This window comes from Inquilinus sp. 2KB_23 (genome assembly GCF_052115705.1).
Taxonomy (GTDB): Bacteria; Pseudomonadota; Alphaproteobacteria; order DSM-16000; family Inquilinaceae; genus Inquilinus; species Inquilinus ginsengisoli_A.
This window is the reverse complement of record NZ_JBFRHF010000010.1, coordinates 201,264-221,791: the sequence shown is the minus strand read 5'-3', so window position 1 is coordinate 221,791 and position 20,528 is coordinate 201,264. Positions and strand designations below refer to the sequence as shown.

Sequence of the window (20,528 nt, the reverse complement as noted above, 5' to 3'; positions counted from 1 at the left end):
GGCGTCACCAGACAGGGTCGATGCTGCGGAGGCCGAGGATCTCCTGGATCCGGCGGTGAGTCGCGCCGTGGATGTCGCTCGGCAGCGCGTCGGCCGGGAAGAACCGGGCCTCGGCGATCTCGAAGGACAGGCGGCCGCCGGCCGGGCGCCAGCGATCCGCCACGAACAGGGCGACATGGTCGCAGCGCAGCTGGTCGAAATGGGCGTAGACGCCGAACAGCCCGGCCACCGATTCGACCTCGACCGCCGCCTCCTCGCGCGCCTCGCGCACGGCGCAGGCCTCGAAGCTCTCCCACTTCTTCACGCCGCCGCCGGGGAAGAACCAGCCGGGGCGGTAGGTGTGGTGCACCAGCAGGAAGCGCCCCTCCCCGTCCCGCACCACCATGCGGGCGCCGAGGGTCAGCGGCTTGCGCAGCCGGAGATAGGCGTTGTGGGCGCGGTGCAGCAGGCGCGGCAGGGTGCGGCTGGCCGGAGTCATGGTCGCAGATGAGCGGTGGGAGGCTTCGGTGTCAACCGCACCGGAGACAGGGCTGACGCGACACCGTCACCCCTAACGCCGTCATTGCGAGGAGGCGTAGCCGACGAAGCAATCCATGCCAGGCGGCTCCATGGATTGCTTCGCTACGCTCGCAATGACGAGGGAGAGTGCCGAGCGCAGGCTGCCCCCTACCCCGCCACGAACGCCGCGATCGCCTGGCGCAGGGCCTCGGGCTCGTCGACCCGGATGGAGTGGCTGCTGTTCTCGAAGATGCGCAGGGTCGAGCCCGGGATCAGGCGGTGGATCTCCTCGGAGAATTCGGGCGGGCAGATCCAGTCGTGGCGGCCGGCCAGGATCAGGGTCGGCGCGGTGATCCGCGCCAGCTCCGGCCGCAGGTCGAGCCGGCGCAGGAAGCCGTCCGGGCCGAAGGCGCGGTTGATCGCGTCCGGCGACCCGATGCCCCGCCCGCGCGTCGCCGCGGCCGCCACCGGATCGTGCCGCACAGCGTAGAGCGGCCCCATCGCGTCGTAGTAGCGCTGCAGCTGCTCCTCGTCCCGGAAGCCGCCGGCCCACAGCGTGTCGCCGGCCGCGATCTGCTCGGCATTACCGCGCTCGCGCAGGATCTGCTGCGCCCGCAGGATGAAACCGCCCTGCGCCGCGGTGACGATCAGCACCAGCCGCGACACCGACTGCGGATACCGCGCGGCATGCGCCATGGCGACCATGCCGCCATAGCTGGTGCCGATGCTGGCGATGGGGCCGAGGCCGAGATGGCGGCGCAGCGCCTCCATATCCTCGACATTCTCGTCCAGGGTGTAGCGCGCCGGGTCGCCGCGGCCGGATCGGCCCTGGCCGCGATGGTCGAAATAGACCAGCTGCATGTGCTCCGCGAGCGGGCTCATGCTCGGCTTGAAGCCGCTGTGGTCGGAACCGGGGCCACCATGGATCAGGAAGCCGGTCGGCCGCTCGCGCATCGCGCCGCCATCCGGCACCAGCCCGGCGCCGTCGATGTCGAAATAGATCTCGGTGTCGCGGATCCGGGCGCGCATGCGGTCGTCCTCGATTTCGAAGCGGTGCGGTTTCGAAGCGGTGCGGTCAGCCCCCGGCGTGGACGGCGACCCCGGCGGCCAGCCGCCGGAGGTCGAGCCGGGTGCGGCGGCGGCGGTCCTCGGCCTCGGCCAGGCCGACCGGCACGAAGCGCAGGGCGTCGCCGGGGCGCAGTTGGCCCAGCACCGGCAGGTCGGCCTCGATCACCTGAGCGATGCGGGGATAGCCGCCGGTGGTCTGGGCGTCGGCCATCAGCACGATCGGCCGGCCCTCGGGCGGCACCTGCACCGTGCCCGATGTGACCGCCTCGGACAGCAGGTCGCGCGGATTCATCAGGCTGAGCGCCGGCCCGTCCAGCCGGTAGCCCATGCGGTCGGAGCGCGGGTTGAGGGTGAAGCGCTCATTGTGGAAGGCGGCCAGGCTGTCCTGGTCGAACTCGGTCGCCTGCAACCCGGGCAGCACATGGACATGCGGCGACTGGCGCAGCGACGGGTCGAGGTCGGCGCCGGCGGTCCAGATCGTGGTGGCGAAGGGCCGGTCAGCCCGCTCCGCCGCCAGGGTCCGGGCCAAGCGGTCGCCCAGCGCGGTCGGTCTTCCCGCCGCCAGCCTGTCGCCAGCCCGCAGCCCCCGCCCCTGCAGCCCGCCGAGGCCGGCGCGCAGATAGGTCGACCGGCTGCCCAGCACCGGCGGCACGTCGATGCCGCCGGCCAGGGCGAGATAGGTGCGGCAGCCGATATTGGTCGGGGTGAAGCGCAGCTCCGCCCCCGCCGGCACCAGCACCGGGCGCCGCACCGGCAGCACCTCGCCATCGATGGTGCCGCGCATGCCGCCGCCGGCCAGCGCGATCAGCGTCTCGGCGGCGAAGCGCAGGGTGGCGCCCAGCATGGTCATCTCCAGCGTCGCCGCGCCGGGATCGTTGCCGACCAGGACATTGGCGACGATGTGCGAGCGCCGGTCCATCGCGCCGCCGACCACCACGCCGTGGCGACGATGGCCGATGCGGCCGAGATCCTGCACCGTCGACAGCAGGCCGGGATCCAGAATCTCGACGATCATGGCCGGCCTCCCAGCGCCACGTATTCCTCGGCCGTGATCGGGCGGAAGCGGATGCGGTCGGCCGCCGCCAGCAGGCTGGGCGGGTCGCCGTCCGGCAGAAACAGGGCCACCGGGGTGCGCCCGATCAGGTTCCAGCCGCCGGGCGATTCGACCGGATAGATCCCGGTCTGGGGCCCGCCGATGGCGACCGTGCCGGCCGGGATCTTCAGCCGCGGCGACGGCCGGCGCGGCGTCGCCAGCCGCTCCGGCAGCCCGCCGAGGAAGGGGAAGCCCGGGGTGAAGCCGATCATGTGGACGCGGTACTCGCCGCCGGAATGCAGCGCGATCACCTCCTCCTCGGTCAGGCCGTGATGCGCCGCCAGCTCGGCCAGGTCGGGGCCGAAGGCGCCGCCATAGGCGACCGGGATCTCGACCAGCCGGGGTTCGCCCAGCGCCGCCGGGTCGAGGTTGGCCAGCCGCGCCTCCAGCAGCCGCTGCACCGAGGCGGCCGGCGGCTCGTCGCGGTCGCGCGGCACGGCGTCGGGGTCGAAGAACACCGCCAGCGTGGCGAAGCCGGGAGAGGATTCGACGAAACCCGGGAACGGATCGGCGTCCAGCGATGCCGCCAGGGCCTGGATGGCGTCGGCGATCGCCGGGTCTATGGTCGTGCCGAAGCGCACCACCATCGCGGTCTCGGTCATCACGGCAATCGACGCAGCGGGCACGGGCTTCTCCTCGAGGCTCCCCAAGCCATAGCGCGGCCGGATGGCCGGCGGAAGCGCCCGCGGAGCCGGCCCGGCCCATCTTTCTGACACGATCGGGCGCTTAAACGGCGAATGTCCTGGCGATACGAGGAGAATCCCGTGATCCGCAGACCGTATCAGGCCGCAACGCTGCTGGTGGCATCCATGCTGCTCGCCGCGCCGGCCATCGCACAGGATTCGCCGACCGCGGCGGTCCGCGAGCTGCTGAGCCACCTGCCGATGACACCGCCCGGCGGCAAGCCCTCGATCGTCGGCTATCTCGACGTCACGGCCCTGGCGGTCGATGGCCCCAGCCTGGCCATCGCGCTGCGGACGGCCGCGCCACCCGAGATGCTGCAGACACCGCTGGCGATGGAGGATCAGCAGCCCGGCGGCTTCGGCGAACGGGCTGGTTTCGGCCCGGACCGGATCGAACGCATCGCCTTCTTCGAGGACTCGGCCCCCGGCCCCGCACCGGCCGTGCTGCGCCTGAAGGACGTGGATGCGGATGCGCTGACCAGGATCTGGGTCCGGCGCGGCTATGTCCAGGACAGCCACGGGCCCTTCCATGCCTGGATCCGCGGGACGCCGGGCCAGCTCCAGCTGGATCAGCAGGATCCCGCCGATCCGTTCCGCAACAGGCTCGGGGTTTCCTCGGCGCTGGACCTCGACGGCCCCCTGCTGTTGCTGGCGCCGGACGTATCCTCGCTCGAGCTCATGAAGTCCGCCCCTCCCGGCGTCGGCGGCCGCATCGATATCCGCCGACTCCTCGACGGCCTCGACAAGACGCTGCAACCCACGGAGACGCTGACCCAGCTGCGGCTGCTGATGACGCCGGATGCGGCCGGCGATGCGGCCTTCGAGGCGGCAACCGGCGCCATGGCCCAGCCGGGCGCCGCCGGGCCCGCCGCGGTCAAGGACGCCTTCACCGGGGCGAACGGCATCCCATCCTATCCCGCCCTCCTGATCGGCGAGCTGCGGGCCAAGAGCCGGGGCCCGCAGGGGATCCTCGCCCTGCTGTGGTCCGACTGCGCCATCGCCGACGCCGCCGGCAAGGTCGCCGCGGCGAAGTGGCAGGTGGCGGCCGGCGACGCGCAGAACCGCGCGAAAATGGTGTTCGGCCGCCTTTCGCCCGCCTGGTCGTCGGTGCCGGTCGACGGCGGCTGCGTCCTGCTCGGCCGCGTCACCGGGACCGMCCCGGCCGCGGCGCCGCCGTTCCTGCAACTGGTCCAGCTGACCTGGAATCGCGCCCTGTCGCCCTTGCAGGTCGGGCGCGCGCCGAAGCCCTGATCCGCCACGCCTCTTGATCGTGCCGCCGCGGCGGTGATGATAGGGGCGCGGTGCCGATGTGCCGTGCCCCGCCTTCGCGACCAGGAGACCCCGCGTGACCGATCCGGCCCTGTTGTCGGCAGCCGAGCTGTCCGGCCTCTATGCTTCGGGGCGCCTGTCCCCGGTCGAGGCGACGCAGGCCAGCCTCGGCCGGATCGAGCGGCTGGACGCCCGGGTCAACGCGATCTGCGGGGTCTACCCCGAAGAAGCGCTCGCCTCGGCCCGCCAGTCCGAGGCGCGCTGGCGCGAGGGACGGCCGCTGAGCCCGATCGACGGCGTGCCGACCACCATTAAAGACCTGTTGCTGACGCGCGGCTGGCCGACCCTGCGCGGGTCTAGGACTATCGATCCGGCCGGCCCCTGGGACCAGGACGCGCCGGCGGTGGCGCGGCTGCGCGAGGCCGGGGCGGTACTGGTGGGCCGCACCACCACGCCGGAATTCGGCTGGAAGGGCGTGACCGATTCGGCGTTGACCGGCATCACCCGCAACCCCTGGGACCTCTCGAAGACGCCCGGCGGCTCTTCCGGCGGTGCGGCGGTGGCGGCGGCGACCGGCATGGCCGCCCTGAACATCGGCACCGATGGCGGCGGGTCGATCCGCATCCCCGCCGGCTTCACCGGCATCTTCGGGCACAAGCCCAGCTTCGGCCGGGTGCCGGCGTTTCCGCTGAGCCCCTTCGGCACCGTCTCGCATCTCGGCCCGATGACCCGGACGGTGCGCGATGCGGCGCTGATGCTGTCGGTGCTGGCCCAGCCCGACCCGCGCGACTGGACCGCCCTGCCCTTCCCGCCGACCGACTTCACCCAGGGGCTGGAGGACGGCGTGCGCGGCCTGCGCGTCGCCTACGCCCCGACCCTGGACGGCGCCCCGGTAGACCCCGAGATCGCCGCCTCGGTGGCGAAGGCGGCGGAGATCTTCGCCCGGCTCGGCGCCCGGGTCGAGACCGTGACGCTGGACCTGCCCGACACCGGGCCGGTGTTCCGCACCCATTGGTTCGTCGGCGCGGCCACGCTGTTCACCGGGATTTCGGAGGAGAAGCAGGCGCTGATCGACCCCGGCCTGCGCCGTGCGGCCGCCGAGGGCACGGCGATCCCGCTGCTCGACTACACCCGCGCGGTGATGGCGCGCGGCCGGATGGGGGTGCGCATGAACCAGTTCCACCAGGACTGGGACCTGCTGCTGATGCCGACCCTGCCGATCCCCGCCTTCACCGCCGGGCAGGACCTGCCACTGGCGCCGGACGGGTCCTACTGGGCCAATTGGACGCCCTTCACCTACCCGTTCAACCTGACCCAGCAGCCGGCGGCCAGCGTGCCCTGCGGCCTGACCTCGGGGGGGCTGCCGATCGGGCTGCAGATCATCGGCCCGATGTTCCAGGACGGGCTGGTGCTGCGCGCCGCCCGCGCCTTCGAGGCGGCGCAGCCCTGGGCCCTGCCGCCGCTGGCGACCTCATGACCGAGAAAAAGCCCTTCTGGCAGCGCAAGCGCCTGGACCAGATGACCCGGCCGGAATGGGAGTCGCTGTGCGACGGCTGCGGCCGCTGCTGCCTGCACAAGCTGCGCAATGCCGACGAGCCGGCGGACACGCCCAACGTCGACTACACCGACATCGCCTGCAAGCTGCTGGACACCCACAGCTGCCGCTGCACCCACTACCCCACCCGCAAGACCTTCGTGCCCGACTGCGTGGCGCTGACGGTCAAGAATGTCGACGAGCTCGGCTGGATGCCGTCGACCTGCGCCTACCGCCTGCTGGCCGAGGGCCACGACCTCTACTGGTGGCACCCGCTGGTCTCCGGCGACCCGGAGACGGTGCACGAGGCCGGCATCAGCGTGCGCGACAAGGTGGTGTCGGAGGACGAGGTCCCGGAGGACGAGTTCGAGGACCACATCGTCGACTGGCCGGCCTGAACGGAAGCCGGCCGGGACGGCGTTGGCGTCAGGGGATGTCCTTGGGCGGCAGCACCGGCTTCGGCAGCGGCACCAGGTCGACCGACTTCGACTGGCCGCCGAGGAAGGCGGGATCGAGCAGCCCGCCACCCGAGGGGTCACCGCCCGGAGGTGCCGTGGTGTCCACGGGGCCGGTGCCGATCGGCTGATGCGACGGGCTGCCGAAGGCCTGGGCCCGGCCGCCCTGCGGATGGCCCTTCTCGATCTCCGCCTGCGCCGCGGACACGCGCCGCGCCAACTCCGTCGAATAGGGCAGCAGATAGGCCCGCGGCACGCCGCTGGGCAGGTTGGAATCGTCCAGCTCCTCCAGCCACAGATGGACGGCGCCGGGCTCCCGGCGGGACGGGTTCGGCTCGATCACCCGCGTCCACAGCACCTGGAAGCGGTCCGGCACCGCCACCGGCGCCGACCAGCCGAGCAGCCCCTGCGTCGCGAAGAAGACCACGACATAAAAGACGCTGGCGGCGAGGATCGCAGCGATCTTGAACCGCCGCCGGATCGGCAGCCATATCATCGCCACGAGCAGCAGCACGCTCAGCAGCACATAGGCCAGCGACAGGCCGAGGACGCTGGTCTCGAGCGCCATCATGGCGCGCCGTTCCGCCAGGTGCTGTGGAAGGTCTGCAGGATCGACCTCTCGATGTGGCTGGTCTCCGTGACCGCGCCGGCGGCATCCAGGGTGAAGCGCACCGCGGTCCTTTCCGTCCCGCCCTGGTCGAGCTGGATGGTTTCCTTGGCGACGATCTTCACCACCGGGTTGAGCTTCTGGACGGTCACCGTCACCGGCACCGCCTGGCTGGTCAGCGCGGTGAAGTGATAGACGTTCACCGTGTACTCGCCGGCCACCACGCCGCGCAGGCTGACCAGCTCCTCCCGGGTCGCCGTCAGCACCTTCTGGCCGTTGACCAGGACGAAGTCGTTGAGGCCGCCGCGGTCGTCGCGGTCCAGCACCATGAAGCCGGCCTCGCGCCGGCGGAACCAGACGACATTGCCGATCGGATCCTGGACGAAGGTGTCGATGTCGTCGGGATGGTTGTCCGGCCAGTCCACGCTGATGAGGAACTCGGCCTTGCTGTCGACCTTCCCCTCCTTCGCTTCCGGCGCCACGATCAGCAGCGCGACGAAGAACAGGAAGGCGAGAACCTGCAGCGCCTTGAACAGCACCACGCTGAACGGGTCGAAGGGCTCGTCGCGCGGCAGGAGGTCAAAGTCGTCGATCATTCCGCGGGCGCCCGGCTTTCGAGCGCCGAGACCACATGGACTTCGGTGAGGTCGACCGCGAAGGCGAAGATCTTCGCCGTGGCGCTGTCCAGCAGCGCGTACTGGACCTTGAGCAGGATGGAGCCCGCCAGGCCGACCAGCGTCGTGTACATGGCGACCGCCATGCCGTCGCTCATCAGCGACATCGACGACCGGACCGCCTCCCGGTTCTCGGTGTCCAGCCCGGCGATCGGCGCCAGCATCATGATGAAGCCGATGATCGTGCCCAGCAGGCCGAGCTTCATCAGCGTGTCGCTGGCGAAGGCGCCGAACGGGTTCGAACCGCGCAACCGGCCGGCGAGGACGCGCAGGAGCAGCGTCTGGTCGAGGCGCTCGGCGCCCTGCAGCGCGGCCTTGGTGACGAGATCGCGGATGTGGACCGCGACCAGGCCAGCTGGCCGGCCGTCTCCCTCGGCGTTGCCGATGGGGCCGCCGTTCCGGGCGATGGCCCGGGCCGTCCTGAGGGCGGCGTCGCCTTCCCGCGAGATGATCAGGATGCGCCACAGGCAATGCAGGCTGCTGGCGACATAGAGCAGCCCGATGATCGACGAGATATAGGTCCGGTCGCTGGCGACCATCCGCCCGATCAGGCCGAAATACCACAGCAGGACGAACGCGAAGAGACTGACGCCGGTGAAGATCAGCCAGGGCAGCAGCGGATCGCGCCCGGGCAGTTCGAATGTGCGCTCGCTCATGCGGATAGGCCCCGGCGGCTCATGGACGACATCCGGAGCCTATCGATCGGCAAGGCAAAGGGCCTGGGCATCGATCCCGAACCGCCTTGGGCAATATGCCCGAGCCGCGCCGCAAGGTGCCTCCGCGCTTGCCAGCCGGGGAGCGGAATGACCAGTATGAGCAAGATCCATTCGGGCGAGAGCGAAAAATGAACCTATTCGTTCATCTCGTCTTGCGTCTCGCCGGCGTCGTTCTGGTCTGCCTGGCCTGTGCCGTCGGCTGGGTGCTGATCGACACCCATCGCGCCATCGAGAAGGAGGCGTCGGCATCCGCCGACCGGGTCGCCAACACGCTGGAGACGCTCTACTGGCGCGAACTGCTGTGGCGCGGCGGGCTCAGCCGGGAGCATCTGGTGCCCATCCCGGACTGGGAAACGATGGCGACCATGAAGGTCATCTCGCCGGGCGTCTGCATCACCGTCACTCCCGGCAACGAAGCGCCGCGGCGCCTGTGCAGCCAGCTGGAGACGATCAGCGACCCGGCACCGGCCTGGTTCCAGGCCTTCTACGACCATGTCTTCGGCGCCTATGCGCGGGTCGAGCGGCCCCTGACGGCGCGGCAGCCGATGGCCGGGGTGGTTGCCGCCGAACCGGATCGCGGCGCCGCGGTGCGCCAGGCCTGGCAGCGCACCGATGTCGTGCTCAGCGTCGCGGCGCTGCTCGCCGCCGGGATCGGCGTCCTGGCCGCCGCGGTCATCGGGCAATCGCTGATGCCGGCCCGGACCATCGTCGCCGGCCTGCGGCGGCTGGAGCGCGGCGACTACAGCTATCGTCTGCCCGGCTATCGCACGGCGGAGTTCGACCGGATCTCCCGCGCGGTGAACGACCTGACCTCCCGCCTGGCGGAGACGACGGCGCAGCGCATGGCGCTGACCAACCGCCTGTTCCAGGTGCAGGAGGAGGAGCGCCGGGCGCTGGCGCGGGATCTGCATGACGAGTTCGGCCAGTGCCTCGCCGCGGTCGGCGCCCTGGCCACGGTGATCGAGCTGGAGGCGGCGGACCGCCCCGACCTCGCCAAGGACGCGCGCTCGATCCGCGAGACCAGCAAGCGGATGACGGCGACGCTGCGCGGCGCCCTGGCCCGGCTGCGCTCGCAGGAGGTCGAGGAACTCGGCCTGGAGGCCAGCCTGGCCCAGCTCGTCGCCGGGTGGAACGCGCAGAAGGACCGACAGGCGGCCTTCCATCTCGACATCGTCGGCAACCTCGCCGGGCTGCCCGAGGCGACCAGCCTGAGCATCTACCGCATCGCCCAGGAATGCCTGACCAACGCCGCCCGCCACGGCAAGCCGCGCGATGTCCGCCTGCAGGTGCAGCGTGTGGATGCGGAAGGACGCGACGCCGTCGCGGTCAGTGTCGAGGATGATGGCGGCGGCACCCTGTCCCGGCTGGGCTGGGCCCCGGGCTACGGCATCCTCGGCATCCGTGAGCGGGTCACGGCGCTGGGCGGCAGCCTGTCGATCAGCCAGGCACGGTGGGGCGTGCGCGTTGCCGCCCTGATCCCCCTGATGCCCACCCGCGAGGCGTCGGCCCCGGCATGACCGAGCTGACCATCCTGCTGGTCGACGACCACCCCGTGGTGCGGGAGGGCTATCGCCGGCTGCTGGAGCGGACCCCGGGCTACAAGGTCGTGGCGGAGGCCCATGACGCCACGTCCGCCTACCAGGCCTATCAGAGGTCCAGGCCCGACGTGGTGGTGATGGACCTCTCGCTGCCCGGAATCGGCGGGATCGAGGCGCTGCGTCACATCCGGCAATGGGACCGCGACGCACGCATCCTGATCTTCACCATGCACAGCGGCGCCGGCTTCGCCCTGAAAGCGTTCGAGGCGGGCGCTGCCGGCTACGTCACCAAGGGCAGCGACGCCGCCGAGCTGGTCAGCTCCATCGCGGTCGTCGCCCGGGGCGGCCGGGCCATGAGCGACGACGTGGCCCGGGAGATCGCCGCCGAACGCCTTGCCCGCCCGAGCTCCCTGCTGGACGAGCTCAGCCCGCGCGAGACCGAGATCCTCCGCCTCGTCGCCTCGGGCTGGTCGGACGAGGAGATCTCGGCCTCGTTGCATCTCAGCCTCAAGACGGTCCGCAACTACCATTATCAGATCAAGGCCAAGGTCGGCGCCCGCACCGACGCCCATCTGGTGTGGCTCGCCATCGGCATGGGCCTGGTTCAGGCGGAGCAGCAGGGCGCGCGGCCACCGCGGTAATCCCGCGGCGTCGCGGATTCCGGGTACAAGCATGCCGGTTGCGGATTCGAAGGATTCGACATGTCAGGACTCGGGGTGACGCTGCTGGATGGCGGCATGGGGCGGCAGCTGGCCCGGATGGGGGCCCCGTTCCGGCAGCCGGAATGGTCGGCGCTGGCGCTGATGGAGGCGCCGGAGACGGTGCAGGCGGCGCATGAGGCCTTCATCGCCGCCGGGGCGGAGGTGATCACCACCAACAGCTATGCGCTGGTGCCCTTCCACATCGGCGAGGACCGCTTCGCCGCCCGGGGCCTGGATCTGGCCGACCTGTCCGGCCGGCTGGCCCGCCGGGCCGCGGCGGGGGCGCCGGCCCGGGTGCGCGTGGCGGGATCGCTGCCGCCGCTGTTCGGGTCCTATCGCCCGGACCTGTTCCAGCCCGAGCGCGCGCCGGAGATCGCAGAGATCCTGGTCGCTGGGCTGGCGCCGCATGTCGATCTCTGGCTGGCCGAGACGCAGAGCTCGATCGGCGAGGCGGCCGCCGCGGCGGCCGCCGTGGCCGGGCACGGCAAGCCGCTCTGGATCTCCTACACCATCGAGGACGAGCGCCCCGAGCCCGGCGCGCCGCGCCTGCGGTCCGGGGAACCGGCCGCGGCAGCGGTTCGGGCGGCGCTGGATCTCGGCGCGGCGGCCGTGCTGTTCAACTGCAGCCAGCCCGAGGCGATGGGCGATGCCATCGCCGCCGCAGTCCGCGTCGTCGGCAACGCCGGCTCGGCGGCCCGGATCGGCGTCTATGCCAATGCCTTCCCGCCCCAGCCGGAGGATGCCGCCGCCAATGACGGCCTGTCGGACCTGCGGGCCGACCTGGATCCCGACAGCTATCTCGGCTGGATCCGGCGCTGGGCCGGGCTGGGCGCCTCGCTGGTCGGCGGCTGCTGCGGCATCGGGCCGGAGCACATCGCCCGCCTGCGGGCGGCGCTGCCGGACCTGGCCGCCGCCACGGCACGCTGACCAACTTTCAGTCGTTTTTGTTCGACATGTTGACGACGGGCAACGTCGTGCGGTACGACTGACATGTCAGTTACAGCAACTTGACCGCGCGATCGCCGCGCGGCAGCCGCAGGAAGCGAAAGTGCCCCAACCTCGCGAGCGTTTCGGCCTGTCCGCGGCCCTGACCGTCCCGTTCCGGCCGGACGGGGTGGTCGATCTCCTGCGCCTGGTGGCGCATGCCCGCTGGTGCCTGGCGCATGGCTGCCGCACCGTCACCGCCTTCGGCACCACCGGCGAGGGTGCCTCGTTTTCGCTGTCCGACCGCGAGCAGCTGTTCGGCGCCTTCGCCGCGGTCGGCATCGACGGGCGGCAGGTGGTCGGCGGAGTCTCCGCCTCCTCGGCCGAGGATGCGGCGGTGCAGGCGCGCCTGGCCCTCGATTTCGGTGCCGACGCGGTGCTGCTGCCGCCGCCCTTCTACTTCAAGGGCGTCAGCGACGACGGGCTGTTCGCCTGGTTCGCCCGGGTGTTCGAACTGCTGGGCGGCGCCGCGCGCGACGTCATCCTCTATCACATCCCGTCGGTCACCCAGGTGCCGCTGTCTATCGAGCTGATCGGCCGGCTGCGCGCCGCCTTCCCCGAGGTGATCCGCGGCGTGAAGGACTCCTCCGGCGACTGGGCCTATGCCGAACAGCTGCTGGCGGCGCATCGCGACCTCGCCATCCTGATCGGCGACGAGCGCTGCCTCGCCGCCGGCGTCCGGCTCGGCGGCCAGGGTGCGATCTCCGGCCTCGCCAACGCCTATCCGCAGGCGATGCTGCCGATGGTGCAGGACGGGCGCGACGACGACCGCATCCGGCGGCTGGTCGACGCGGTGCTGGCCCATCCGGTGATCCCGGCGGTCAAGGCCCTGGTCGCCCATCGCAGCGGCGACCCGGCCTGGCTGGCGGTGCGGTCGCCGCTGGTGCCGCTGTCGGCCGACGCCGCGGCACGGCTCGGCGCGGTGGCGGACGGCCTGTTCACCGACCGGGCGGCCGCCGGATGAGCGGGCTGGCGGAGGAGCGCGAACCGCTGAAGCTGCGCGAGAAGGCGTATGACAGCTTCACGCAGCATCTCCTTGCCAACAGCCTGCACGCCGGGCAGTTCATCTCGCAGCGCGAGCTGGTGGAGCTGACCCAGATGCCGCTTGGCGCGATCCGCGAGCTGGTGCCGCGGCTGGAGGCCGAGGGCCTGATCAAGACCGTGCCGCAGCGCGGCATGCAGATCATGCACATCGACCTGACCATGATCCGCGACGCCTACCAGTTCCGCCTGTTCCTGGAGAAGGAGGCGACCGCCGCCTTCACCCGGACGGCGCCGGATTCGACGCTGGCGGCGCTGCGGGCGCAGCACGAGGAGATCATCGCCCGGGCGCAGCGCGAGGGCACGACGCCGGAGGTGGTGGACGCCGCCCAGGCGACGGACTGGGGGCTGCACGACACCATCATCGACGCGCTGGGCAACGAGATCATCTCCAAGGCCTATCGCGTCAACTCGATCAAGATCCGGCTGATCCGGCGCGAGCTGGTCGGCATCGCCGGGCTGGTGGTGCCGGTGATGCGGGAGCATCTCGGCATCCTCGACGCGATCGAAAGCCGCGACCCGGCCCGGGCGGCGGAGGCCATCGCCGCGCACATCGCCAATGCCCGCAACCGCGCCCTCGGGCTATAGCGTAGGCGCATCGGAACCGCCGGGCAGGAAGCCCGGCGCAATCAGATCCAGGGAGGATCACACCATGGCGTTCTCGTCACCCCTCAGCCGCCGGTCGCTGCTGGCCGGCACCGCGGCCTTCGCCGCCGCGGCCGCCCTGCCCCGGATCCGTCCGGCCTTCGCCGCGCCGGACTGGAAGAAGTATGCCGGCACCCACATCGAGGTGAACCTGGTCAAGAGCCCGCGCAGCGAGACCATCGCCCGGAACCTCAAGGAATTCACCGACCTGACCGGCATCGATGTCGGGCTGGAGCAGACGCCGGAGCAGCAGCAGCGGCAGAAGGCGGTGATCGAGTTCAACAGCGGCGCGCCGAGCTTCGACGTCATCCATCTCAGCTACCATGTGCAGAAGCGGATGTTCGAGAAGGGCGGCTGGCTGGCCGACCTGCGGCCGTTCCTGGCCGACCCGGCCCTGGCCGATCCGGCCGTCAGCCTGACCGACTTCTCCAGCGCCGGCCTGGCCTACGCCACCGCCGATAACGGCGCCATCGGCAGCCTGCCGCTCAGCGTCGACTACTGGATCATCTACTGGAACAAGGAGCTGTTCGCGGCCAAGGGGCTGAAATACCCGGCTAGCTTCGAGGAGCTGGTGTCCGCCGCCGAGGCGCTGACCGACCCGGCCGCCGGCACCTACGGCTTCGTCGCCCGCGGCATGAAGAACGCCAATGTCCCGGTCTGGACCTCGTTCATGCTCGGCAACGGCGTCGCCCCGCTCGCCGCGGACCGCAGCCTGGCCACCACCTCCGACGGCGCGCTCGAGGCAGCAAAGCTGTATCAGCGCCTGCTGACGAAGGCGGCCCCTCCCGGCGTCGCCGGCTTCAACTGGAACGAGTGCCAGTCGGCCTTCCTGCAGGGCAAGGTCGGCATGTGGCTGGACGGCGTCGGTTTCGCCAAGCCGCTGGAGGACCCGAAGCTGTCGCGCGTGGTCGGCAAGACCGGCTACGGCGTCATGCCGAAAGGCCCGAAGGACCAGGCCTCCGCCACCTTCGGCGACGGCATCGGCGTGGCCGCGGCCAGCGAGAACAAGGAGGCCGCGTTCCTGTTCTGCCAATGGGCGGTATCCCGCACGGTGCAGGCCGACCTGCTGCAAAGCGGCTCGGGCGTGCCGTTCCGCACCTCGATCCTGGACGATGCCGAGGTGCGCAAGGGCGTGACCCTGCCGGCCGATTGGATCGACGCCGTCGTCGGCTCGTCCAAGGTCAGCAAGCTCGGCCTGCCGGTGATCGTGCCGGTCACCGAGTTCCGCGACATCTTCGGCATTGCCCTGACCAACATCGCCGGCGGGGCCGACCCGGCGGCCGAGCTGGCCAAGGCGACCGAGCAGTTCAAGCCGATCCTGGCCAAGAGCGAGGCCTGAGCCGATGACCGCTGCCGACGCCGAGGTGGGACGGAGACAACGCGTGCGGGCGCGGCGGCCGAATGCCGTCGCGCCGACCCTGCGCACCTACCTGCCCTTCATCCTGCCGGCGGTGGTGGTGGTCGGGGCGGTGATCATCTTCCCCTGGGCCTTCACCGGCTGGGTCAGCCTGCATGACTGGCAGGCCACCGGCGCCGGCGGCTTCATCGGCCTCGACAACTATGCCCGCCTATTCGCCGATGCCCGCTTCGGCGAGGCGGTGTGGCACACCCTGCTGTACACCGTCCTGTCGGTGCTGCTGCCGCTGGTCCTCGGGCTGGCGGCGGCGCTGGTGTTCAACGAGCGCTTCCCGCTGCGCGGCCTGGCCCGCGGCATCGTGATCATGCCGATGATGGCAACCCCGGTCGCCATCGCCCTGGTCTGGACCATGATGTTCCACCCGCAGCTCGGCGTGCTGAACTACCTGCTCAGCCTGGTCGGGCTGCCGCCTTCGCTCTGGGTGTTCGACCAGGCCACGGTGATCCCGTCGCTGGTGCTGGTCGAGACCTGGCAGTGGACGCCGCTGGTGATGCTGATCGTGCTCGGCGGCCTGTCCGCCCTGCCGACGGAGCCCTATGAGAGCGCCCAGATCGACGGCGCCAGCTGGCTGCAGCAGTTTCGCTACCTGACCCTGCCGATGATCTCGCCCTTCCTGATGGTGGCGGTGATCATCCGCTCGATCGACGCGCTGAAGAGCTTCGACATCATCTACGCCATCACCCAGGGCGGCCCGGGCACGGCGTCGGAGACGATCAACATCTACCTCTACACCCAGGCCTTCAGCTTCTACGACATCGGCTACGGCTCGGCGATCGCGGTGGTGTTCTTCGGCATCGTCGTCGCCATGTCCCTGGCGCTGCTGTGGCTGCGCCAGCGCGCCAAGCTTGCGGCCACCTGAGGAGGCCCCAGATCATGTCCCGCCCCCTCTCGAAGATCCTGCGCCGCGCCGCCCTGTATTTCACCGTGCTGGTGATCGTGTCGCCGGCGCTGCTGTTCTTTCTGTGGATGCTGTCGCTGTCGCTGAAGCCGGAGGTCGACAACATCAGCTATCCGCCGGTGCTGATCCCGACCACCCTGGCCTGGAGCAACTACGCCCAGGTCTTCGCCGAGAACTCCTTCGGCCGCTACTTCATCAACAGCCTGATCGTCACCGGCAGCGCCACGCTGATCGGCCTGGTGATCGGCGCCCCGGCCGCCTACGGCATCGCCCGGGCCAAGGCCACCAAGCTGTCCGTCGTCGTCATGATCGCGCGGATGACGCCGGGCCTCAGCTACCTGATCCCGCTGTTCCTGATGTTCCGCTGGCTGGGGCTGATGGGCACGCTGTGGCCGCAGATCATCACCCATCTGGTGATCACCCTGCCGATCGTGATCTGGGTCCTGATCAGCTACTTCGAGGCCCTGCCGATCGAGCTGGAGGAGGCCGGGCGGATCGACGGTGCCAACCGCTGGCAGGTGTTCCGCCATGTCGTGCTGCCGCTGACCCGGCCGGGCCTGACCGTGGCGATGCTGCTGGCCTTCATCTTCTCCTGGAACAACTTCGTCTTCGGCATCGTGCTGGCCGGGCGCACCACCCGCACCCTGCCGGTCGCGGTCTACAACTCGCTGACCTTCGAGCAGGTCAGCTGGGGCCCGCTCTCGGCCGCGGCGCTGGTGGTGATCCTGCCGGTGCTGGTGCTGACCATCGTCGCCCAGAAGCAGATCGTCGCCGGGCTGACCTCGGGGGCCGTGAAGGGCGGCTGAGCCGGCCCTTCACCCGAATCGTCCAACCCTACCCCAATTGGATCATTTGCAAATTGGATAAAATGCCGTAGTTTGTAGGTATATAGTCATTATCACAAGACACCTGCCGGATCAGGGGTGTACCATGTCATTCAGCCAATTCATCAATTACATAAATCTGCCGGCGGCGGCGCCTGAGACCGCCATCCTTGAGTCGCCGATCGGGCAGATGGATGCCATCCTCTCCCTGCGGCAGGATGCCTATGACATCCTGGGCAAACTGCGGTACGTCCGCGAAACCTGGGCCGACAGCGACGTGCCGCCGGCGCAGGAGCGCTGGGTGCTGCGCCAGATCCTGCAGTGCCTGACGGTCAGCCGCAATCCGACGTCGGGGGACGGGATCGACCGGATCGCCGCCGCCGGCCAGCTGCTGTCGCTGCTGGTCGACATGCCGGGCGCCGCGTTCGAGGCCGACGATGCGGATGATGTCGGATACGACCTGGTGGATTTCGACGCCGATCTCGACGATGCGGAAAGGCTGGTCGCCGGCGCCCCGTCATAGGCTGGCCGCGCGCTCCGACCGCTCCTTGATCACGCCCAGCACGATGCGGTGGAAGTCGGTCAGGAAGACGTCGCCCCACCAGGCGCAATAGGCGTTGATCGGGGTGGCGATCCAGTAGTCGGTCTGCAGCGTCAGCCGGGTACGGCCGCCCGGCAGCGGGTCGAGCGTGTAGTGCCCGCCGGTCAGCTTGAGATAGGGGCTGTTCACCCGGATATGGCCCTCGACCGCGGCCGGGATCGAATCCGGCGCGAAATGGAAGGTCCAGGCCAGCGACCGATTGAGGTCCCAGGCGGTGATCCATTCCTGGAAATGGATGCCGCCGCCCCAGTGCAGATAGCGCACGGCGCCGACGCCCTCGCCCTCCAGCCGCGCATCCTCCGGCCGCGGCACGCCGACGATGGCGTGGCTGAAGGTCCAGCTCAGCTCCCGCGGCCGGATGTCGGGGATGGCGACGGTGTTGCGCCACACCGCCTCGGGCGGCGCCGCGATCTCGACCACCGTGATCACCGACCCGGTGCGCTCGGGATACGACGTCCCGGCCTCAAGCGGCATGCCGAGCACCGGCGCCAGCACCAGGACCAGGGCGGTCGCCCGCCCGCGGGTGCGGCGCAGCAGCAGCCCGGTGATCAGCCCCCCGACGATCGACGCCAGGTAGAACAGGGGCGCGGCCATGATCACGCAGATCCCGCCCTCGCGCAGCAGCACCACGGCGGCGAACAGGAAGACCGAGGTGACGTAGAAGCCGATCAGCGCATGGCGGCCGCCCCGCATCTGCCCCCTGGGATCGGCGATCATCACCGCCACGCTGGTCGCCGCCGCCGGCACGCCGAACAGGAAGGCGACCACCAGCATCATCGCGCCGCCGCCGCCGACCTCCCAGTCGATAGCCTCCGCCAGCAGGCACAGCACCAGCGCGTAGACGACCGCCATGGGCACGGCCGGGAACAGCCGCCGGCGCCAGTTGCGTGGCACATCCTTGTCGTCGTCGTCCGATGCCACGATGCCTCGCCCTCCCCCGGAAGCCGGCACCTTCGCCGGCCGGCGCGAGGAGGTCAACGCGGCGAAACGCAGCCCCAACTGCATGACCGGGCTGCGCCTTCGCTCTTGCCGTCGGCGAGCCTCCTGGCCTAATCCGAACCTGCATTTCCAGAGGGATCGCCTTGTCCATTTCTCTCGGCATCGACACCGGCGGGACCTTCACCGACGCGGTCCTGTTCGACCCCGACCGCGGCGTGCTGGCCGCGGCCAAGCGGCTGACCACCAAGCACGACCTGGCGCTGGGCATCGGCGCGGCGATCGACGCGGTGCTGGAGCAGCACCCCGCCGAGATCGGCTTCGTCGGACTGTCGACCACCCTGGCCACCAACGCCGTGGTCGAGGGCCAGGGCAACCCGGCCTGCCTGATCCTGATCGGCTATCCCGAGGCGGCGCTGGACCGGGCCGGGCTGCGCGAGGCACTGGGCGCCGACCCGGTGGTGGCGATCGCCGGCGGCCACCGCCCGTCGGGCGAGGAGCAGGCGCCGCTGGACCTCGAGGCCGTGCGCGCGGCCATCCTGCGGCACGCGCCCGCCGTCACCGCCTTCGCCGTCGCCGGCTATTTCGCGGTGCGCAACCCGGCGCATGAGCAGGCGGTGCGCGACCTGGTCCGCGACCTGACCGGCAAGCCGGTGACCTGCGGCCATGAGCTGACCTCCGGCCTCGACGCGCCGCGCCGGGCGCTGACCGCGCTGCTGAACGCCCGGCTGATCCCGCTGACCGCATCGCTGATCCGGGCGGTGCGCGGCCGGCTGGATGCCCGCGGCATCGCGGCGCCGCTGATGGTGGTGAAGGGCGACGGATCGCTGATCGCCGACCGCTTCGCCTTGGCCCGGCCGGTCGAGACCGTGCTGTCCGGCCCGGCCGCCAGCGTGGTCGGCGCCCGCTGGCTGACCGGGCGCGAGGACTGCTTCGTCTCGGACATCGGCGGCACCACCACCGACATCGCCATCCTGAAGGACGGCCGTCCGCTGCTGAACCGCGAGGGCGCCCAGGTCGGCGGCTGGCGCACCATGGTCGAGGCGGTGGAGATCCGCACCTTCGGCCTGGGCGGCGACAGCGAGGTGCGGATCGAGCCGAGCTTCGGCTTGGCCGTCGGGCCGCGCCGGTCGGTGCCGCTGAGCCTGCTGGTGCACCAGCATCCCGAGATGCTGACGGCGCTGCGGCGCCAGGCCGAGCGTGGCGAATGGACCAGCCTGGACGGCCGCTTCGCCCTGCGCCTGCGCGCGCTGGACACCGAGGCCGACACCCTGTCGGCGCCGGAGCGGCGGATCTGGGAGGCACTGGCCGACGGGCCGCAGCCGCTGGAATCGGTGCTGACCAGCCACCTGCTGGACCGGCCGCTGGAGCGGCTGGTGGCGCGCGGGCTGGTGATCCTGTCCGGCTTCACCCCGACCGATGCTGCCCATGTGCTGGGGCTGCATGACGGCTGGTCACGCGACGCGGCCCTGCTGGGCGCCGCCTTGTGGGCCAAGCGCCCGGCCGAACCCGGCTGGGCCGCGCCGAGGGATGGCGAGGCCTTCGCCCGGTCGGTGCTGGAGCGGCTGACCGCCGACAGCGCGCTGGCGCTGGTCGAGGCGGCGCTGGCGCGGGACGGCGTGGCCGACCCGGCGCGGGAGGCGCGCGGCCTGCTGCCGCGCCGCGCCGTGGCGGGCCCAGGGTCGGGGTGGGCCGCCGCATCCGCGCTGCTGCGCCCTGCCCTCACCCTCGGCCTGCCGCTGGTCGGGATCGGCGCCTCGGCCGCGACCTATTATCCGGAGATCGCGCGTCGCCTGGGCACCGAAAGCGTGGTGCCGGAGCATGCCGGCGTCACCAACGCCATCGGTGCCGTGGCCAGCGGCGTGCTGCAGGCCGTGACGGTCACCATCACCGCGCCGGAGGAGGGCCGCTTCCGCGTCCATGCCGCCGGCGGCATCCGCACCTTCGACAGCCTGGAGGACGCGGCCGCCCATGCCGAGGCCGAGGCGCGCGGCCATGCCGAGACCCTGGCCCGCGAGGCCGGCGGCCAGGATGTGGCGGTGACCGTGGCGCGGGCCGACCGGGTGGTGGCGATGGCCGGCGGCCTGGACATGTTCGTCGAGAGCATCATCACCGCCACCGCCGCCGGCCGTCCGCGGATGGGATGATTGTCGGGCCGGCCTCGGCGCTGCACTGAGGCAGCCCGAATTGACGTAAATATCAAAGAATTAGTATAATTTTATATTCGAATCCTTTACTTAACATTACTGCAATGAAACCAAGAAAACATGAGACTCGTCGATATTTCCTCTCGGAAGCCGCGTCTCCTTAACAAAAATTCATTATTCGCTCTGTATGACTGTCCCG

At 70.8% G+C, this 20,528-nt stretch carries 21 protein-coding genes; 13 read left to right on the top strand and 8 right to left on the bottom strand.

Annotated features, from left to right (window positions below):
* Positions 1 to 4: 4 nt before the first annotated feature.
* From AB4112_RS15295 to pxpB, 4 genes are all read right to left on the bottom strand, one after another.
* Entirely contained in the window at positions 5 to 478 is a 474-nt protein-coding gene (locus tag AB4112_RS15295) for an NUDIX domain-containing protein (protein ID WP_441720760.1), read from the bottom strand.
* Between the two features lie 188 nt (positions 479 to 666).
* Positions 667 to 1,527 carry an alpha/beta fold hydrolase gene (locus AB4112_RS15290; protein ID WP_441720758.1) on the bottom strand — a complete coding sequence of 287 codons (861 nt, stop codon included), beginning with the start codon at positions 1,525 to 1,527 and terminating at the stop codon, positions 667 to 669.
* 46 nt (positions 1,528 to 1,573) lie between these two features.
* A complete protein-coding gene (locus tag AB4112_RS15285; protein WP_441720756.1) occupies positions 1,574 to 2,581 on the bottom strand; it encodes a biotin-dependent carboxyltransferase family protein in 1,008 nt (335 codons plus the stop codon).
* Positions 2,578 to 3,285: a 5-oxoprolinase subunit PxpB gene (gene pxpB / locus AB4112_RS15280; protein WP_309794223.1), complete on the bottom strand. Its 708-nt coding sequence runs from the start codon at positions 3,283 to 3,285 to the stop codon at positions 2,578 to 2,580. The genes AB4112_RS15285 and pxpB overlap by 4 nt, the downstream gene beginning before the upstream one ends.
* Before the next feature lie 138 nt (positions 3,286 to 3,423).
* Between pxpB and AB4112_RS15275 the strand changes: the two genes are divergently transcribed.
* From AB4112_RS15275 to AB4112_RS15265, 3 genes are all read left to right on the top strand, one after another.
* A complete protein-coding gene (locus tag AB4112_RS15275) occupies positions 3,424 to 4,593 on the top strand; it encodes a hypothetical protein (RefSeq protein WP_441720754.1) in 1,170 nt (389 codons plus the stop codon).
* A 94-nt stretch (positions 4,594 to 4,687) separates the two neighbouring features.
* Complete coding sequence (locus tag AB4112_RS15270) at positions 4,688 to 6,088, top strand: amidase (protein WP_441720752.1); 1,401 nt, start codon at positions 4,688 to 4,690, stop codon at positions 6,086 to 6,088.
* Positions 6,085 to 6,543 (top strand): YcgN family cysteine cluster protein, encoded by a 459-nt coding sequence (locus AB4112_RS15265; RefSeq protein ID WP_441720751.1) that lies wholly within the window; start codon positions 6,085 to 6,087, stop codon positions 6,541 to 6,543. The genes AB4112_RS15270 and AB4112_RS15265 overlap by 4 nt, the downstream gene beginning before the upstream one ends.
* 28 nt (positions 6,544 to 6,571) lie before the next feature.
* Here AB4112_RS15265 and AB4112_RS15260 read toward each other — a convergent pair whose 3' ends face one another.
* Genes AB4112_RS15260 through AB4112_RS15250 form a run of 3 tightly spaced genes read right to left on the bottom strand, consistent with a single transcriptional unit; the run spans position 6,572 to position 8,537 of the window.
* Positions 6,572 to 7,171 carry a hypothetical protein gene (locus AB4112_RS15260; RefSeq protein WP_441720750.1) on the bottom strand — a complete coding sequence of 200 codons (600 nt, stop codon included), beginning with the start codon at positions 7,169 to 7,171 and terminating at the stop codon, positions 6,572 to 6,574.
* Positions 7,168 to 7,803, bottom strand: coding sequence for a hypothetical protein (locus tag AB4112_RS15255; RefSeq protein ID WP_441720748.1), 636 nt, complete (start codon positions 7,801 to 7,803; stop codon positions 7,168 to 7,170). The genes AB4112_RS15260 and AB4112_RS15255 overlap by 4 nt, the downstream gene beginning before the upstream one ends.
* Positions 7,800 to 8,537, bottom strand: coding sequence for a MotA/TolQ/ExbB proton channel family protein (locus AB4112_RS15250; protein ID WP_441720746.1), 738 nt, complete (start codon positions 8,535 to 8,537; stop codon positions 7,800 to 7,802). The genes AB4112_RS15255 and AB4112_RS15250 overlap by 4 nt, the downstream gene beginning before the upstream one ends.
* A gap of 188 nt (positions 8,538 to 8,725) precedes the next feature.
* Between AB4112_RS15250 and AB4112_RS15245 the strand changes: the two genes are divergently transcribed.
* The 9 genes from AB4112_RS15245 (at position 8,726) to AB4112_RS15205 (ending at position 17,168) form a co-directional block, all read left to right on the top strand.
* Positions 8,726 to 10,114: a histidine kinase gene (locus AB4112_RS15245; protein WP_441720744.1), complete on the top strand. Its 1,389-nt coding sequence runs from the start codon at positions 8,726 to 8,728 to the stop codon at positions 10,112 to 10,114.
* Positions 10,111 to 10,776, top strand: coding sequence for a response regulator (locus AB4112_RS15240; protein WP_441720742.1), 666 nt, complete (start codon positions 10,111 to 10,113; stop codon positions 10,774 to 10,776). Before AB4112_RS15245 ends, AB4112_RS15240 begins: the two co-directional genes overlap by 4 nt.
* 60 nt (positions 10,777 to 10,836) lie before the next feature.
* Positions 10,837 to 11,763 carry a homocysteine S-methyltransferase family protein gene (locus AB4112_RS15235; RefSeq protein ID WP_309794235.1) on the top strand — a complete coding sequence of 309 codons (927 nt, stop codon included), beginning with the start codon at positions 10,837 to 10,839 and terminating at the stop codon, positions 11,761 to 11,763.
* 121 nt (positions 11,764 to 11,884) lie between these two features.
* Entirely contained in the window at positions 11,885 to 12,784 is a 900-nt protein-coding gene (locus tag AB4112_RS15230) for a dihydrodipicolinate synthase family protein (protein ID WP_309794236.1), read from the top strand.
* A complete protein-coding gene (locus AB4112_RS15225; protein WP_309794238.1) occupies positions 12,781 to 13,449 on the top strand; it encodes a GntR family transcriptional regulator in 669 nt (222 codons plus the stop codon). Before AB4112_RS15230 ends, AB4112_RS15225 begins: the two co-directional genes overlap by 4 nt.
* A 64-nt stretch (positions 13,450 to 13,513) precedes the next feature.
* Complete coding sequence (locus tag AB4112_RS15220; protein ID WP_309794240.1) at positions 13,514 to 14,845, top strand: ABC transporter substrate-binding protein; 1,332 nt, start codon at positions 13,514 to 13,516, stop codon at positions 14,843 to 14,845.
* A gap of 4 nt (positions 14,846 to 14,849) precedes the next feature.
* Positions 14,850 to 15,782, top strand: a complete 933-nt coding sequence (locus tag AB4112_RS15215; protein WP_309794242.1) for a carbohydrate ABC transporter permease — start codon at positions 14,850 to 14,852, stop codon at positions 15,780 to 15,782.
* 14 nt (positions 15,783 to 15,796) lie between these two features.
* A complete protein-coding gene (locus AB4112_RS15210; RefSeq protein ID WP_309794244.1) occupies positions 15,797 to 16,627 on the top strand; it encodes a carbohydrate ABC transporter permease in 831 nt (276 codons plus the stop codon).
* Between the two features lie 208 nt (positions 16,628 to 16,835).
* Entirely contained in the window at positions 16,836 to 17,168 is a 333-nt protein-coding gene (locus AB4112_RS15205) for a hypothetical protein (RefSeq protein WP_309794246.1), read from the top strand.
* Here the strand turns inward: AB4112_RS15205 and AB4112_RS15200 are convergent.
* Positions 17,163 to 18,167: a hypothetical protein gene (locus tag AB4112_RS15200; protein ID WP_309794248.1), complete on the bottom strand. Its 1,005-nt coding sequence runs from the start codon at positions 18,165 to 18,167 to the stop codon at positions 17,163 to 17,165. The genes AB4112_RS15205 and AB4112_RS15200 overlap by 6 nt on opposite strands.
* 161 nt (positions 18,168 to 18,328) lie before the next feature.
* On the opposite strand from AB4112_RS15200, the gene AB4112_RS15195 reads away from it, so the two are divergent.
* Entirely contained in the window at positions 18,329 to 20,329 is a 2,001-nt protein-coding gene (locus tag AB4112_RS15195; RefSeq protein ID WP_441720738.1) for a hydantoinase/oxoprolinase N-terminal domain-containing protein, read from the top strand.
* Positions 20,330 to 20,528 lie beyond the last annotated feature (199 nt).